This is a genomic window from Labedaea rhizosphaerae, assembly GCF_004362825.1.
Lineage (GTDB): Bacteria > Actinomycetota > Actinomycetes > Mycobacteriales > Pseudonocardiaceae > Labedaea > Labedaea rhizosphaerae.
Map to the genome: position 1 here is coordinate 143,249 of NZ_SNXZ01000006.1, position 13,828 is coordinate 157,076.

The following is a 13,828-nucleotide window of genomic DNA, read 5'->3' on the forward strand; positions in this document are numbered from 1 at the left end:
TGTTGACGCTCCTTGACCCGTGTGCTGTACTGAACGAAAGTCGAATTATGTTTTCCGAATGCCATTCGCCCGCAATTCTGTGATTTCGGCTACGGATTTTCGGAATCTGCCAGGGCGGCCAGGAGAGACAAAAATCATGAGTTCGACGCGCCAGCAAACCGGCGAACACCCCATGTCCCAGTTCGCGCAGAGCAGGGTCCGGGCCGAGCGGGAGCGCAACGACCAACGCGACAAAGCGACCCGGACGGTGGCCCGGCACTGCCACAACCCGCAGGAGTACGCCGGCCTGCTGTCCATGCTCGGCCTGGACGAGGGCGAGGCCGTGGGCGGTCGCCTCGAACGGCCCTGAATGGCCGACGAGCCCGACGAAACCGACGAGCCCGACCAGACTGACCAGACCGAGGAACCCGACGAGGTCGGCGGGCCTGAGTTGCGGCCCACGCTCCGGGACTGGCTGCACGCGCGTGAGGACACCCAGCGCCACCTGACCACCGAGAACACCCAGGTCGACGCGGCCTGGGTGCAACGGCTCGCCGATCTGCTGGCGACCGAACGCTCCTGGCAGGACCAGTACACGGCGTTGATCGCCTTGGGTGCGAGCGACGGCCGTTTCCCGTCGTCGAACCGCTGACAAGACGAAGGCGGGCGCCCCACCGGGACGCCCGCCTCGATGACCCGTAGGTCAGCCGCCCATCTTGGGCATCTCGCCGACCTGGTCGGCCGGCGGTGCCTGCACGGTGACCGGCTTGCCCCAGTCGCTGAACCCGACCGTCACGGCCACCGGCTGGCCGGAGCCGACCGGCATCTGCGTGGTGAACTTGGCGGGCAGGCCGTCACCGCGGACCCACAGCTCGTACTTGAGGGTCTTGGTGCCCTGCTTCGCCAACGACTCCAACGCGGTCTTCGTCAGCTCGTCCTTCTGCAGCGCGGCGAGCTTCTGGACGTCCACGTCGATCCAGTAGTGCACCACCTGCTGGCCGTCGAGGTTCTCCTGCGCCGACTTGGTGATGGTGCCCGCGTCCTTGATCTGCTGGATCTGCTTGGTCACGTCGACGTTGTCGGACACCGTCGTGAGCATCGAGCCGAGCATCTTCGACATCGGGTCGTCGCCGTTGGCGGAGATCTTCACCCACGGCTTGTCACCCAGCTGACCGCGTGCCTGCTCGGGCAGCTGGATGTAGAGCACGTTGTCGACGAGGACCATGTGCATGGCACCCTCGGGGGTGTTCATGGTCATGTCCATCGCCACGCTGGGCTTGAGCCGGTAGGCGCCGGTGGCCTTGATGGCCTGGCCCTGCATGGTGGCGTCGAGGGTGATCTTGGCACTGTTGCTGGTGCTGGCGCCCTGGTCGACCTGGTGGGCCAAGTCGGCGACGTTCGCCATGATCGACAGGCCGCCGCCGTTGCCGTTGCCGCCCTGTGCCTGGCCGGTCGCGGTGCCGTCCTTGCCGCCGCAGGCCACCAGTGACAGTGCGAGCGCGGTGCCGACGGCCGCGAACGCGAACTTGCGCATGAGGGTCGTCCCCCTTGACCTTTGCTGTGCTCGCCCGGGATGTCCGGGCATTACCTGAGTTTAGACGCGCGCATCCCGCCTCGCGTTGCCAGCGATTCAGTGATCCGGCGCATCCGGGTCGTCGTGGCCGGCCCGCGAGGCCAGCAGCCTGCGCAGCGAGTCGAGCCGGCCCGGCGAGGCCGTGCCGTCGGCGACGACCTGGTCGAGCATGCAGTCCGGGTCCTCCGGCGCCCCCAGGTGACCGCAGCCGGGCGGGCACTCCTCGGCCGCCTCGACGAACTCCTCGAAGGCGCTCACGATGTCGTCCGGCTCGATGTGGGCCAGCCCGAAGGACCGCACGCCCGGCGTGTCCACCACCCAGCCGCCGCCTGGCAGCGCGAGCGCGACCGCCGCCACCGACGTGTGCCTGCCCTTGCCGACCGCGCTGACCACGCCGGTGCGCAGGTGCGCGTCCGGCACCAGCCGGTTGACCAGCGTCGACTTGCCGACCCCGGAGTGCCCGACCAGAGCCGACACGATGCCGGTGACCCGTTCGCGCACCTCGTCGGGCTCGCGGTCGCTGCGGGTCACCAGGACCGGCAGGTCGAGTTCGGCGTAGGCGGCGATCAGGTCTTCGGGGCCGGCCAGGTCGGACTTGGTCAGGCACAGCACCGGCTGCAACCCGCCCGCGTAGGCCGCGACCAGGCACCGGTCGATAAACCCGGTGCGGGGCGGCGGATCGGCGAGCGAGCACACGATCAGCAACTCGGCCGCGTTGGCCACCACGATGCGCTCATAGGGGTCGGTGTCGTCGGCGGTGCGGCGCAGCACGCTCAGCCGCTCGCCGACCCGCACGATGCGGGCCAGCGCGTCGACCTTGCCGGACACGTCGCCGACCAGGTCGACCTGGTCACCGACGACGATCGGGGTCCGGCCGAGCTCACGCGCCCGCATCGCCACCACGACCCGCGTGGGGTCGTCGTCCAGCGCGCACGTCCACCGGCCGCGGTCCACGCCGATCACCATCGCGGTGCTCGCGTCGGCGTGCTCGGGTCGGCGCTTGCTGCGTGGCCGGGTGCCCTTGCCCGGCCGGACCCGCACGTCGGATTCGTCCAGCTTGCTCCAGTCGCGTCGGCGTCCGGTCACCGGCGCGACCCCACCAGTTCCGCCCACAGGTCCACGAATCCGGGCATCGTCTTCGACGTGCAGCCGATGTCGTCGACCTCGACCCCCGCCACCACGAGGCCGACGAGCGCGCCCGCGGTGGCCATCCGGTGGTCGGCGTAGGCGTGCCAGAGGCCGCCGTGCAGGGGCGTGGGCCGGATGACCAGGCCGTCCTCGGTCTCCTCGGCGGAGCCGCCGAGCCCGTTGATCTCGGCGGCCAGTGCGGCCAGGCGATCCGTTTCGTGCCCGCGGATGTGGGCAACGCCACGCAATCGCGACGGTCCCGACGCCAGCGTCGCCAGCGCGGCGACGGTCGGCGTCAGCTCGCTGACGTCGTGCAGGTCCACGTCGATGCCGGACAGGCGATCCGGCCCGGTGACGATCAGGCCATCGGCGGAGAGTTCGACGGTACAGCCCATCTCGGCCAGGATCGCGCGGATGCCGTCACCCGCCTGTGTTGTCGAAGCGGGCCACCGGGGGACGGTGACCCGTCCGCCCGTGGCCGCGGCGGCGCCGAGGAAGACGGTGGCATTGGAGAGATCCGGCTCGACCGTCCACTCACGACTGTCCAACAGTGACGGTGCCACGCGCCAGGTGTTCGGCTCGCTGTCGTCCACCGCGGCGCCCGCGGCCCGCACCATGCCGACGGTCATCTCGATGTGCGGCATGGACGGCACGGGTTTGCCGTCGTGGTGCACGGTGACGCCCTGCTCGTAGCGGGCGCCCGAGAGCAGCAGCGCGGAGACGAACTGCGAGGACGCCGACGCGTCGATGGTGACCGCGCCGCCCCGCAGGCCGCCGTTGCCGTGCAGGGTGAAGGGCAGCCGGTCGCCGTCGACGGACGCGCCGAGCGTGCGCAACGCGTCCAGCACGGTGCCCATGGGCCGGGTGCGGGCGTGCGCGTCGCCGTCGAAGCGGACCTCACCCTTGGCCAGCGCGGCCATCGGCGGCACGAACCGCATGACCGTGCCCGCGAGCCCGCAGTCGATGTCCGCCGGCCCGGCGAATCCCGCGTGTGCGCCGACCACGACCGTCGTGTGGTCGACCTCGACGGGCACGCCGAGCGCGCGCAACGCCGCGACCATGAGGTCGGTGTCGCGGCTGCGCAGCGCGCCGGTGACCGTGCCGCCGCCGTCGGCGAGCGCGGCAAGCACCAGGGCCCGGTTGGTGATCGACTTCGAGCCGGGGACCGCGACCGTCCCGCGGACCGGGCCGGGGGCGGCGGGGGCATGCCATGTCATGCGCCAATGGTCCCGCATCCGCAGGTCATCCCGGGCGGCGGCTCGCATGTGTCGGTGGTGCGTGACACCATCGGCCTCATGTGCGGCAGGTATGCGAGCACCAAGGACCCGGCGACGCTGGCCGCCGAGTTCGACGCCGTCGACGGCACCGAGGGCGAGGCGCCGGGCGCGGACTACAACGTCGCGCCCACCGATCCGGTGCTGGCCGTGGTGCAGCGCCACCCGCGCGACGCCGACGGCACGCCCGACCCGAAGACCACCGTGCGCAGCATCCGCGTGATGCGCTGGGGCCTGGTGCCGGGCTGGTCCAAGGACCTCTCCGGCGGCGCGAAGATGATCAACGCGCGGTACGAGAGCGTGGCCACGAAGCCCGCGTTCAAGAAGTCGCTGGCCACCAAGCGCTGCCTGGTGCCGGCCGACGGCTGGTTCGAGTGGCTGCGCGAGGGCAAGGCCAAGCAGCCGTACTTCATGACCAGGCGCGACGGCCTGAGCATCGCGATGGCCGGGCTCTGGGCGGTCTGGCGTGCCTCGGACGGGCCGCCCGTGTTGAGCTGCACCGTGCTGACGACGGAGTCCGTGGGCCCGCTCGCGCACATCCACGACCGGATGCCGATGCTGGTGCCGCCGGATCACTGGGCGCGGTGGCTCGACCCGGACACCGCGGACGTCACCGACCTGCTGGTGCGCACGCCCGACCCGGTGCTGGACGCGCTGGAGGTGCGGCCGGTGTCGAGCAAGGTCAACAGCGTCAAGAACGACGGTCCCGAGCTGCTCGAAGAGGTCCAGCCCGGCGGCGACGAGGTGGCCCTGTTCGACCTCGACGAGGTACGGAACCCGGGATGACCACCACCCTGGTGCCCACCCCGCACGGCGACGCGCGGGCCGAGCTGCACTGCGCGCCGGAAGGTCGCGCGGCGCTGCTGCTCGGGCACGGCGCCGGTGGTGGCTTCGGCGCGCCGGACCTGATCGCGGCGGCGCGGGGCGCGCGGGCGGCGGGCGTGCACGTGGCGTTGATCGAGCAGCCGTACCGGGTGGCCGGTCGCCGGGCCCCGGCGCCCGCGGCGCAGCTGGACACGGCGTGGCTGTCGGTGGTGGATCAGCTCGCCCCGCAGTGGTTCGACGACCTGCCCCTGGTCTTCGGCGGGCGGTCCTCGGGCGCGCGGGTCGCCTGCCGGACGGCCGCGGAGGGGCAGGCGGTGGCCGTGGTGTGCCTGGCGTTCCCGGTGCACCCGCCGGGCAAGCCGGAGAAGTCGCGGCTGCCGGAACTGGAGTCGGTCGAGGAACCCACGCTGGTCATCCAGGGCGACAACGACCCGTTCGGCATGCCCCCGTCGGCCCACCACCGCGAGGTGGTCGTGCTGCCGGGCGACCACTCGTTGAAGCGGGAACCCAAGGTCATCGCCCAGACGGTGACCGAGTGGCTGAACCGCATCCTGCGCCCCCTCGACTGAGCGTTCCCAGTGCGTGAGTTTTCCACAGGCGGGCAGTTGTCCACAGATCGCCGACGCGCCCGTTTCCGCAGCTCAAACCCGATAGACTGGGTAAGGGGGAGCCCCCGGGAGGGTGGGCCTCCGCCCCGCGGCCAGTTGATCATGAACGGCTTGGGTGTGGCAGGGGTTGGCGGTGGTGTGGCGGTGATCTGGTGGGCGCGGGTGGTGGCGGTCAGCCCGCCGCGATCGGAGCCACCACGGCACCCGTGAGCGCGACCAGGTCCGCGGGCGCCAGTTCGATCTCCAGCCCGCGCCGCCCGCCCGAGCAGAACATCGTCTCGTGGTCGCCGGCCGAGACGTCCAGCACGGTGCGCAGCCGCTTCTTCTGCCCCAGCGGCGAGATCCCGCCGGCCACATATCCGGTGGCCCGCTCCGCGGCCGCCACGTCGGCCATCTTCGCCCGCTTGCCACCGACCGCGGCGGCCAGCGCCTTGAGGTCCAGTTGCCCGGTCACCGGCACGATCCCGACGGTCAGCGTGCCGTCCACTTCGGCCAGTAGTGTCTTGAACACCCGTTGTGGTGCAAGGCCGAGCGCGTCGGCGGCCTCGGTGCCGTAGGACTCCGCGCGTGGATCGTGTTCGTAGGAGTGCAGGGTGTGCGTGACGCCCTTCTTGGCGAGCAGCGCGGTCGCTGGCGTCCCCTTACCGGCCATGGCGAACAAGCTTACGGTCGGGAATGTCCACGCCGGCCACCGCGTTCTGACGACTGTGCTGACCGATACCGTGACCACCCGCAGGGGTCCCCGAGCCGACCGGGCGCCCGGCCGGCCCGGTACGCGCCGCGTAAACTCGACGCCGACTCATGCGAAGACCGCCATGGGATCGTCGCAGGCAGCCGGGAGGACGACGCCCCGGCTGGAAGGGAGCGCGGTGCCCGGCACCGAAACGCACGCCGTCGACAACCCGGAGACGGCGGAGGAGCGCGCGGCGCGGTTCGAACGCGACGCGATGCCGTTGCTCGACCAGCTCTACGCGGCCGCGTTGCGGATGACCCGCAACCCGGCCGACGCCGAGGACCTCGTCCAGGAAACGATGCTCAAGGCCTACGCGGCCTTCGCGTCGTTCCGGGCGGGCACGAACCTCAAGGCGTGGCTGTACCGGATCCTCACCAACACCTACATCAACGGCTACCGCAAGAAACAGCGTCAGCCCCAGCAGTCGCCCACGGACGAGATCACCGACTGGCAGCTCGCGCAGGCCGAGAGCCACACGTCGGTGGGGTTGCGCTCGGCCGAGGTCGAGGCGATGGACAACCTGCCCGACGACGACGTCAAGGAAGCGTTGCAGCGCCTGCCGGAGGAGTTCCGGATGGCGGTGTACTACGCCGACGTCGAGGGCTTCGCGTACAAGGAGATCGCCGAGATCATGGGCACCCCGATCGGTACCGTGATGTCCCGGCTGCACCGGGGCCGGCGCCAGCTGCGGGACATGCTGTCGGATGTTGCGCGCGAGCGCGGTTTCGTGCGCACCGCCAAGCAGGAGGTCGAGTCGTGAGCTGCGGCAAACCGCACGAGACGCCGTGCTCAGAGGTCCTCTCCGAGGTCTGGCTGTTCCTCGACCGCGAGTGCGACCCGAACCGGCGCCAGGCGCTCCAGCAGCACCTCGACGAGTGCAACCCGTGCCTCGAGGAGTACGGCATCGACGAGCACCTCAAGGTGTTGCTCGCCAGCAAGTGCGGTGGCGAGCAGGCCCCGGAGTCGCTCAAGCAGCGGCTGCGGGCCTCGATCCGGCAGACCGTCATCGACCACGACGGCGTCCGGACCACGACCACGACGGTCGAGCTCACCGAAGAACAAGACTGAGCGCAAACGAAGACCCCGCCAGGCGTGTGCTTGGCGGGGTCTTCGTCTGTTGTCAGCTGTTGGGGCGGTTGCCGTGGTTCGCGCCGCCCTTTTTGCGGTCGCGGCGCTTGCGAGCGCGCTTCGACATGGTTCCTCCTGGTGCCTTGGTGCGGTCCGTCAATTCTGACACGTCGTGATTTGATGGCGACGTGACCACCCTTGCCGACCTGGTCGCCGAGCACACCAGCCTGCCCGGCGCCGCGGTCGACCACCTGCAACGCGTGGTCGCCGAGTGGCAGCTGCTCTCCGACCTCTCCTTCGCCGACTTCCTGCTCTGGGTGCGGGTGTCCGAGCCCGACGAGGACGAAGGCAAGTACCTGTGCGTCGCGCAGGCCCGGCCCACCACGGCACCCACCGCGCACCCCGACGACGTCGTGGGCAGCCTCGTCCCCGTGGCCGAGCACCCGCAGCTGCGCCGTGCGGGCGCCGACCGGCGGATCTGCCGCGAGGAGGACCCGCAGTGGTACCGCGGCATCCCCGTGCGCCGCGAGACCATCCCCGTGGTGTTCGAGGACACCGTGGTGGGGATCCTGTCCCGGGAGACGAACCTGGCGGTGCCGCGGGTGCCGAGCCCGCTGGAGATCGCCTACCTGGGCAGCGCGGGCGACCTCTGCCAGATGATCGCCGACGGCAGCTTCCCCAGCCCCGAGCCGACCGCCGACGTCCACACGAGCCCGCGGGTGGGCGACGGGCTGGTCCGGCTCGACCCGTCCGGTGTCGTGGTGTTCGCCTCACCGAACGCGTTGTCCGCCTACCACCGGATGGGACACGCGGCCGACCTGGTCGGGACGAAGCTCGCGCCGCTGACCCGGTCGCTGATCGCCGACCCGTTCGACGCGACCGAGGTGGCGCAACGGATCGTGGCCGCGCTGGAGGGTCAGCCGAGCATGCGTGCCGAGGCCGAGTCGCGGCGCGGTGCGGCCGTGTTGTTCCGGGCACTTCCGTTGCGGCCCTTGGGAAAGCCTGCCGGCGCGCTGGTGTTGTGCCGGGACGTCACCGAAGTCCGGCGCCGCGACCGGGCGTTGCTGTCCAAGGACGCGACGATCCGCGAGATCCACCACCGGGTGAAGAACAACCTGCAGACCGTGGCCGCCTTGCTGCGCCTGCAATCCCGGCGCACGTCCAGCGACGAGGCGAAGCAGGCGCTGGCCGAGTCGGTGCGGCGGGTGTCGGCGATCGCGATGGTGCACGAGACGTTGTCGGTCTCGGTGGACGAGCGGGTCGACCTGGACGAGCTGATCGACAAGGTGATCCCGGTGGTGGGCGACGTCGCCGTCGCCGAGACGAAGGTCGTGGTGCGGCGCAAGGGAAGTTTCGGCGTGCTGGCCGCGGAGCTGGCCACCCCACTGGTGATGGTGCTGACCGAACTCGTGCAGAACGCGGTCGAACACGCTTACCCGGCAGGCAAAGGCGGGGAGGTCTCGGTCTCGGCCAGCCGGTCGGCGCGATGGCTCGAGGTGACCGTCGTGGACGACGGTGCCGGGTTGCCCGCGGGCTTTTCCCTGGAGCGCGCCGATGGGCTGGGCTTGCAGATCGTCAGGACGCTCGTGGAGTCGGAGTTGCGCGGGTCGCTGTCGATGACCAACCGCGACGAGGGCGGAACACGCGCGCTGCTGCGGATCCCCTTGTCCCACCGCCGATAACCCTTCAGGGCGTGTCCCACACTCGGCGCAGGTGTGTCCCTCGTTCGCGCCGGGTGTGTCCCCCATTCAACGCGGGTGTGTCCCACACTCGAGTGTGGGACACGGGGTGCCTGAGTGTGGGACACGCCCTGCTGGAAGGCGGGACACACCCGGCTGGAACGTGGGACACACCCGGTCGGAAGAGGGGACACACCCTGCTTGAGTGTGGGACACACCTGTAAAGACAACTAAGGCCCGGCACCATGGGACGTGGTGCCGGGCCTTGTCGCGCTTCGTGCGCGGTGCTCTCTCAGGCGTTGCTGCGGGCGCGGGTACGAGCGTTGCGGCGCTTGAGCGCGCGTCGCTCGTCCTCGCTCATGCCGCCCCACACGCCAGCGTCCTGGCCGCTGTCAAGGGCCCAGGTCAGGCAGGAGGAAGCGACGGGGCAGCGGTGGCACACGGCCTTCGCCTCGGAGATCTGCAGAAGCGCCGGACCGCTGTTCCCCACGGGGAAGAACAGCTCAGGGTCCTCGTCGCGGCAAGCCGCGTCATGGCGCCAATCCATGGTTCCAAGCTCCTCGTCAGGCGCGTTCAGACGCGCCAATCGTCGTCAGTCGGTCGTCGGGGTGCTTGTGAATGCTTTCACGAACACAGCGGATGTCAAGGGGTGTTTCTCGGCCGGTGAGTGAACTCACCCGAAAGATCGACGTCAGGGCAGGTTTACTCGCTCTGAGCGACGATCTTCTCGATCCTTGCCGAGTGGTCCTCCACTGTCAGACGACCACGTTCAGGGCATCTGGCACGGACGTGAACACCACTTCGGTCCGCTCGCCGATCAGGTCCCCATCGACCTGAAGGCGCGCTGGTTCTTCCGCACGTACCACCACCAACGGTACGTCTTCCAGTCCAACGAGTTTTCTTCCTTTTTGTTTCCCCGACGGGCTCAGGGCCTGTCGGAGGTGTCGCGCCACGGTGGGTAGCCCCAAGGTCCGCAACCCAAACAAGCCGAGTCCGCCTTCGAACGTCGTCCCTGGACTGAGGCGCACCGGCCGGTCGCCGAGGTAGGTCCACGGGTCGGTGTTCGACACGAACGCGAGCTTCAGCCCGCTGACCGGCTCGTGCCCGGGGACCAGCACTGTCAGATCCGGCCGCTCGTGCTTCGGGCGCAGGTATTCGGCGACGGCGACACGCAGGTAGAGCAGCTGGCTGGCGCGCTTGCCGCGCTTGCGGTCGACCCCGGCGACCACGTCGGCGTCCAGGCCGACGCCGGCGTTGAAGGTGAACCAGCGCGGTCCCGTCTCGACCGCCACGTTCGGCTCGACGCGGCCGAGCCCGACGCGGCGCGAACGGCGCTCGTCGATGGCGCGCAGGAGCTGGTGGGTGGCGTCGACCGGGTTGCGAGGCAGCCCTAAAGCGCGCGCGAAGACGTTCGCCGAGCCGCCGGGCACCACGCCGAGCATGGGCAGGTCAGGACGCAGGCCGTCGGCGAGCAGGCCGTTGACCACCTCGTTGACGGTGCCGTCGCCGCCGTGCGCGACCACCAGGTCGGCACCGTCGGCCGCGGCCGCGCGGGCGGCCAGCAACGCGTGCCCGCGGTAGTCGGTCTCCACGACCTCGAGCTTGACCTCGCTGGCCAGTGCGTGCGCGAGCACGTCCCGGCCGGCGGGCGTCGTGGCCGTCGCCCGCGGGTTCACCACCAGCACTGCGCGCATAACCGCAGCGTAAGGCAGCCCTGTCCCGTCTTCGGCTGGCGCTCCCTTCGTCCCTACCGCTCGGTGGTGCGGCGAGTGCACCCAGACGACCGTCTGCTCGCCGATCCCGAGGAGGCTTCGCATGGATCATCGCGCGCCCCACCGACAAAACGGAACGGCCGTACGGGTGGCCTACCATCCGTGACCGGCACTGTCGGTAGCAATCGCTGGAAGGGTCACGCGTGCGCATGGAATCCGCCGGAACCGGCGCCCCGTTGCCGGTGCGGGCCGCGGCTGTCGTCGTTTGCCTGCAAGGACTTGCCGTGCTGGGCGCGGCCGTGTGGCTCGTCGTGCTCGAACTCCGCGGCCAGGCGCGGCTGGGCAACGTCTACGCCGAGGCGGCGTTCTTCGCCCTGATGGCCGCCGCCGTGCTGGCCTGCGGGGTGGCGCTGCTGCTCGGCAAGCAGGGCGCGCGCACCCCCGCCGTGGTGATCCAGGTGCTGCTGCTCGGCGTCGCCTGGTACGCGATCGGCCCGTCCAGTCGGCCCGGGTACGGCATCCCGGTCGCGGTCGTCGCCGTGGTCACGCTGGTCCTGCTCCTGGGCGCACAGGCCCGGCAGTGGGCCAACGAGGAAGAGGACCACTCCGCCTGACGGGCCACGACGCCCTGGGTCTGGTCGAGGCTGCCGGTGTGGAACGAGATGGCCTGGCCGTCCGCGCCTGCGTGCAGTGCCGGGCGTTCGGTGGCCGGCGTCTGAGCACCACGTCTAGGAGGCGAACGTAGTGAGGGCGTCGCCGTCCAGCCGGAAGGTCATCCAGTCGTCCACATGGGTCGCGCCGAGCCGGCGGTAGAACTCGATCGTCGGCTCGTTCCAGTCCAGCACCGCCCATTCCAGCCGCTGGTAGCCCGCGCGCACGCACTCGCGGGCGAGGGCTACCAGCAACTGCTTGCCCAGCCCGGTGCCGCGGTGCTGCGGGCGCACGTACAGATCCTCCAGGTGGATCCCGTGCGTGCCCGTCCAGGTGGAGAAGGAGCGGAACCACACCGCGCACCCGGCCAGTCCACCGTCCACTTCGGCCACGTGGCAGAAGACCGACGGCGCCTCGCCGAACAACGCGGGTCGCAACTGCTCCGCGGTCATCTTGAAGTGCTCGGGCGCCTGTTCGTACTCGGCGAGCTCGCGGCAGAGCGCGACGATCTGGTCCACATCGGACTCACGGGCGCGGCGGATCACGCGGTCGCCCCGGCCGGCACGTTCAGGTGCTGGATCTGCGGCGCGCCACGTTCGTCGCCGAGCACGGACACCGCGGCCGCGTCCATGCCGAAGGACACGCCCTTCGTCGCGGGCAGCTCCAGCCACGCGGCCACCAGCACCCGGCTGAAGTGCCCGTGCCCGATCAGGACCACGTCGCCGTCGGCCAGCGCGGGCCGCACGCGGTCGAGCACCGCCCGCGCGCGGGCGCCGACCTGCTCGGCGGTCTCGCCGTTCGGGGTCGGGTGGGTCCACACCGTCCAGCCGGGCACCGACTCCCGGATCTGGGGCGTGGTCCGGCCCTCGTAGTCGCCGTAGTCCCACTCGGCCAGGTCCTCGGTCTGCTCGTCGACCGTGAGCCCGGCGAGTTCCGCGGTCCGCACCGCGCGTTGCCGCGGGCTGCTGAGCACCAGCGCGGGCGCCGCCCCACCGCGCAGCCCGGCCAGCGTGCGGCCCGCCGCGCGGGCCAGTTCCTCGCCCTCGGGAGTCAGCGGGATGTCGCTGCGCCCGGTGTGCCTGCCGTCCCGCGACCACTCGGTCTGCCCGTGTCGCAGCAGGTAGATGCCTGTTTTGCCCTCGCCCGCCATGGCTTGATCCTACGGGTCGGAAAAAATCTTGGAACTCGCTGTAACTCGGGCCGGGGTAGCGCCATCCATCCCTGTGAAGCCACCGAGCAGAGCAGACCAGGAGCACGAGATGAGCGACAGCAGCGCCCCCACCGCCGGCCAGGCCGCGGACCTGAACAACGACGGCGTCAACGAGAGCGAGTGGGTCGACGCCGACAACGACGGCGTGGTCGACGGCGTCGTCTCCGACACCGACGGTGACGGCCAGTTCGACACCGTCGCACTCGACACCAACGCCGACGGCCGCATCGACATGGTCGCCCAGGACACCGACGGCGACGGGCACGTGGACTACGGCGTGGCGGACACCGACTTCGACGGTGAGGCCGACACCCAGTTCGACGCCGACGGCAACGCCACCCCGTACAGCGAGGACGGCGCCACCAGCTCGTCCTCGTCGACCACCGCGTCCGACGCCAGCAGCTCCGACGAGGAGTACGGCAAGGACGAGGACACCACCAGCTCCAGCAGCACCACCGGCGGTTACTCGGAGTCCAGCGACGGGTCCAGCGACTCGGGTCAGCTGCCCGAGGGCGGCCAGGAAGTCGACATGGACGGCGACGGCCGGGTCGACGCGGTCGCGTACGACACCGACAACGACGGCCAGGTCGACACCGTGGCCATGGACACCAACGACGACGGTCGCATCGACCTGGTCGTGGCCGACACCGACGGTGACGGCGAGGCCGACTACGCGGTCGCCGACACCGACTACGACGGTCACGCCGACGCCGAGTACTCGATCGAGAACGGTCAGGTCACCGACGAGCACGACCTGAGCTGATGTGCGGATCGGCCGGAGTCCGGCGGCGCGACCACGGTCGCGGCGCCGGCTCCGGCGTCTCAGCCGGCCTGTTCGGCGAGGCGTTCGCGCAACGCGCCGCGGGCGCGGTGGATCCAGACGCGCACCGAGTTCGTCGGAGCTTCCATGAGCCCCGCGACTTGGTCGTACGACAGCCCGCCGACCCAGAGCAGCAGCGCCTCGCGGTGCTTCTCGGGCAGCGTGTCCAGTGCCTCGCGCACGGCGATCGATTCGACGACGGTGTCGGCGAATCCCGTGGGCCGCGGTCCGTCGTCCTCGGCGGTGTCGAGCTCCACCTCGGCGCGCTTGCCGCGGGCGCGGACCACGGCGAGCGCGGCGTTGCGGGCGATGGCGTACACCCAGGCACCGAACGGGCAGCGGGCCTGGAACCGGTGCAGGTTGCGCCAGGCGGCGAGCTGGGCGTCCTGCAGGGCGTCGGCGGCGTCGGCGTGGTTGCCGGTCAGCCGCACGCAGAGGGCGTACGCGGGGCGTTCGGCCTCGGTCCAGAGCGTGCGGAAGGCGTCCTGGTCACCGGAGGCGGCGGCGCGGACCAGCGCCTGCTCGGCGGTGAGGTCGACGCTCATGGAGTGCTCCTGGCCTGCGGGTC

Annotated in this window: 19 protein-coding genes; 9 read left to right on the forward strand and 10 right to left on the reverse strand. The window is 70.8% G+C overall.

The genetic code is table 11. The features are described from left to right. The first annotated feature begins 136 nt into the window (after window positions 1–136). Both EV186_RS29560 and EV186_RS29565 read left to right on the forward strand, forming a co-directional pair. Window positions 137–349 (forward strand): hypothetical protein, encoded by a 213-nt coding sequence (locus tag EV186_RS29560; RefSeq protein ID WP_133852754.1) that lies wholly within the window; start codon window positions 137–139, stop codon window positions 347–349. After that, window positions 350–631: a hypothetical protein gene (locus EV186_RS29565; protein WP_133852755.1), complete on the forward strand. Its 282-nt coding sequence runs from the start codon at window positions 350–352 to the stop codon at window positions 629–631. It begins immediately after the preceding gene. A gap of 51 nt (window positions 632–682) precedes the next feature. Here EV186_RS29565 and EV186_RS29570 read toward each other — a convergent pair whose 3' ends face one another. The 3 genes from EV186_RS29570 to aroA all read right to left on the reverse strand — a co-directional run bounded on the left by EV186_RS29570 (window position 683) and on the right by aroA (window position 3,897). Beyond that, window positions 683–1,513: an SCO4651 family lipoprotein gene (locus EV186_RS29570; protein ID WP_133852756.1), complete on the reverse strand. Its 831-nt coding sequence runs from the start codon at window positions 1,511–1,513 to the stop codon at window positions 683–685. Between the two features lie 96 nt (window positions 1,514–1,609). Continuing rightward, the gene (gene rsgA, locus EV186_RS29575) at window positions 1,610–2,638 is read right to left on the reverse strand and encodes a ribosome small subunit-dependent GTPase A (protein ID WP_133852757.1); all 1,029 of its coding nucleotides are present in this window, start codon (window positions 2,636–2,638) and stop codon (window positions 1,610–1,612) included. Next, on the reverse strand, window positions 2,635–3,897 hold the full coding sequence (aroA, locus tag EV186_RS29580) for a 3-phosphoshikimate 1-carboxyvinyltransferase (protein ID WP_133852758.1): 1,263 nt from the start codon (window positions 3,895–3,897) through the stop codon (window positions 2,635–2,637). Before aroA ends, rsgA begins: the two co-directional genes overlap by 4 nt. 78 nt (window positions 3,898–3,975) lie before the next feature. Here aroA and EV186_RS29585 point away from each other — a divergent pair, with 78 nt between their 5' ends. Together EV186_RS29585 and EV186_RS29590 are read left to right on the forward strand one after the other, a co-directional pair. Beyond that, the gene (locus EV186_RS29585) at window positions 3,976–4,740 is read left to right on the forward strand and encodes an SOS response-associated peptidase (RefSeq protein ID WP_133853095.1); all 765 of its coding nucleotides are present in this window, start codon (window positions 3,976–3,978) and stop codon (window positions 4,738–4,740) included. Further along, window positions 4,737–5,348, forward strand: a complete 612-nt coding sequence (locus EV186_RS29590) for an alpha/beta hydrolase family protein (RefSeq protein WP_133852759.1) — start codon at window positions 4,737–4,739, stop codon at window positions 5,346–5,348. The genes EV186_RS29585 and EV186_RS29590 overlap by 4 nt, the downstream gene beginning before the upstream one ends. Window positions 5,349–5,559: 211 nt before the next feature. Here EV186_RS29590 and ybaK read toward each other — a convergent pair whose 3' ends face one another. Continuing rightward, entirely contained in the window at window positions 5,560–6,039 is a 480-nt protein-coding gene (ybaK, locus tag EV186_RS29595; RefSeq protein ID WP_133852760.1) for a Cys-tRNA(Pro) deacylase, read from the reverse strand. Window positions 6,040–6,256: 217 nt separating this feature from the next. Between ybaK and EV186_RS29600 the strand changes: the two genes are divergently transcribed. After that, the gene (locus EV186_RS29600) at window positions 6,257–6,880 is read left to right on the forward strand and encodes a sigma-70 family RNA polymerase sigma factor (RefSeq protein ID WP_279538337.1); all 624 of its coding nucleotides are present in this window, start codon (window positions 6,257–6,259) and stop codon (window positions 6,878–6,880) included. Beyond that, complete coding sequence (gene rsrA, locus EV186_RS29605; RefSeq protein ID WP_133852762.1) at window positions 6,877–7,188, forward strand: mycothiol system anti-sigma-R factor; 312 nt, start codon at window positions 6,877–6,879, stop codon at window positions 7,186–7,188. The genes EV186_RS29600 and rsrA overlap by 4 nt, the downstream gene beginning before the upstream one ends. Before the next feature lie 52 nt (window positions 7,189–7,240). Here rsrA and EV186_RS40850 read toward each other — a convergent pair whose 3' ends face one another. After that, window positions 7,241–7,315 (reverse strand): 50S ribosomal protein bL37, encoded by a 75-nt coding sequence (locus EV186_RS40850; protein ID WP_372448383.1) that lies wholly within the window; start codon window positions 7,313–7,315, stop codon window positions 7,241–7,243. Window positions 7,316–7,376: 61 nt separating this feature from the next. On the opposite strand from EV186_RS40850, the gene EV186_RS29610 reads away from it, so the two are divergent. After that, window positions 7,377–8,870, forward strand: coding sequence for a sensor histidine kinase (locus tag EV186_RS29610; protein ID WP_133852763.1), 1,494 nt, complete (start codon window positions 7,377–7,379; stop codon window positions 8,868–8,870). A gap of 289 nt (window positions 8,871–9,159) precedes the next feature. Here EV186_RS29610 and EV186_RS29615 read toward each other — a convergent pair whose 3' ends face one another. Together EV186_RS29615 and EV186_RS29620 are read right to left on the reverse strand one after the other, a co-directional pair. Next, complete coding sequence (locus EV186_RS29615; RefSeq protein WP_133852764.1) at window positions 9,160–9,414, reverse strand: WhiB family transcriptional regulator; 255 nt, start codon at window positions 9,412–9,414, stop codon at window positions 9,160–9,162. A 208-nt stretch (window positions 9,415–9,622) separates the two neighbouring features. Next, window positions 9,623–10,561 (reverse strand): diacylglycerol/lipid kinase family protein, encoded by a 939-nt coding sequence (locus EV186_RS29620; RefSeq protein WP_133852765.1) that lies wholly within the window; start codon window positions 10,559–10,561, stop codon window positions 9,623–9,625. Window positions 10,562–10,788: 227 nt separating this feature from the next. Between EV186_RS29620 and EV186_RS29625 the strand changes: the two genes are divergently transcribed. After that, the gene (locus EV186_RS29625) at window positions 10,789–11,193 is read left to right on the forward strand and encodes a hypothetical protein (protein ID WP_133852766.1); all 405 of its coding nucleotides are present in this window, start codon (window positions 10,789–10,791) and stop codon (window positions 11,191–11,193) included. 114 nt (window positions 11,194–11,307) lie between these two features. Here EV186_RS29625 and EV186_RS29630 read toward each other — a convergent pair whose 3' ends face one another. Together EV186_RS29630 and EV186_RS29635 are read right to left on the reverse strand one after the other, a co-directional pair. Further along, on the reverse strand, window positions 11,308–11,775 hold the full coding sequence (locus EV186_RS29630) for a GNAT family N-acetyltransferase (protein WP_133852767.1): 468 nt from the start codon (window positions 11,773–11,775) through the stop codon (window positions 11,308–11,310). Further along, window positions 11,772–12,380 carry a histidine phosphatase family protein gene (locus EV186_RS29635; protein ID WP_133852768.1) on the reverse strand — a complete coding sequence of 203 codons (609 nt, stop codon included), beginning with the start codon at window positions 12,378–12,380 and terminating at the stop codon, window positions 11,772–11,774. Before EV186_RS29635 ends, EV186_RS29630 begins: the two co-directional genes overlap by 4 nt. Window positions 12,381–12,489: 109 nt before the next feature. On the opposite strand from EV186_RS29635, the gene EV186_RS29640 reads away from it, so the two are divergent. Further along, on the forward strand, window positions 12,490–13,203 hold the full coding sequence (locus EV186_RS29640; RefSeq protein ID WP_133852769.1) for a hypothetical protein: 714 nt from the start codon (window positions 12,490–12,492) through the stop codon (window positions 13,201–13,203). A gap of 59 nt (window positions 13,204–13,262) precedes the next feature. Here the strand turns inward: EV186_RS29640 and EV186_RS29645 are convergent, their stop codons facing one another. Next, window positions 13,263–13,805 carry an RNA polymerase sigma factor gene (locus EV186_RS29645; protein ID WP_133852770.1) on the reverse strand — a complete coding sequence of 181 codons (543 nt, stop codon included), beginning with the start codon at window positions 13,803–13,805 and terminating at the stop codon, window positions 13,263–13,265. Window positions 13,806–13,828 lie beyond the last annotated feature (23 nt).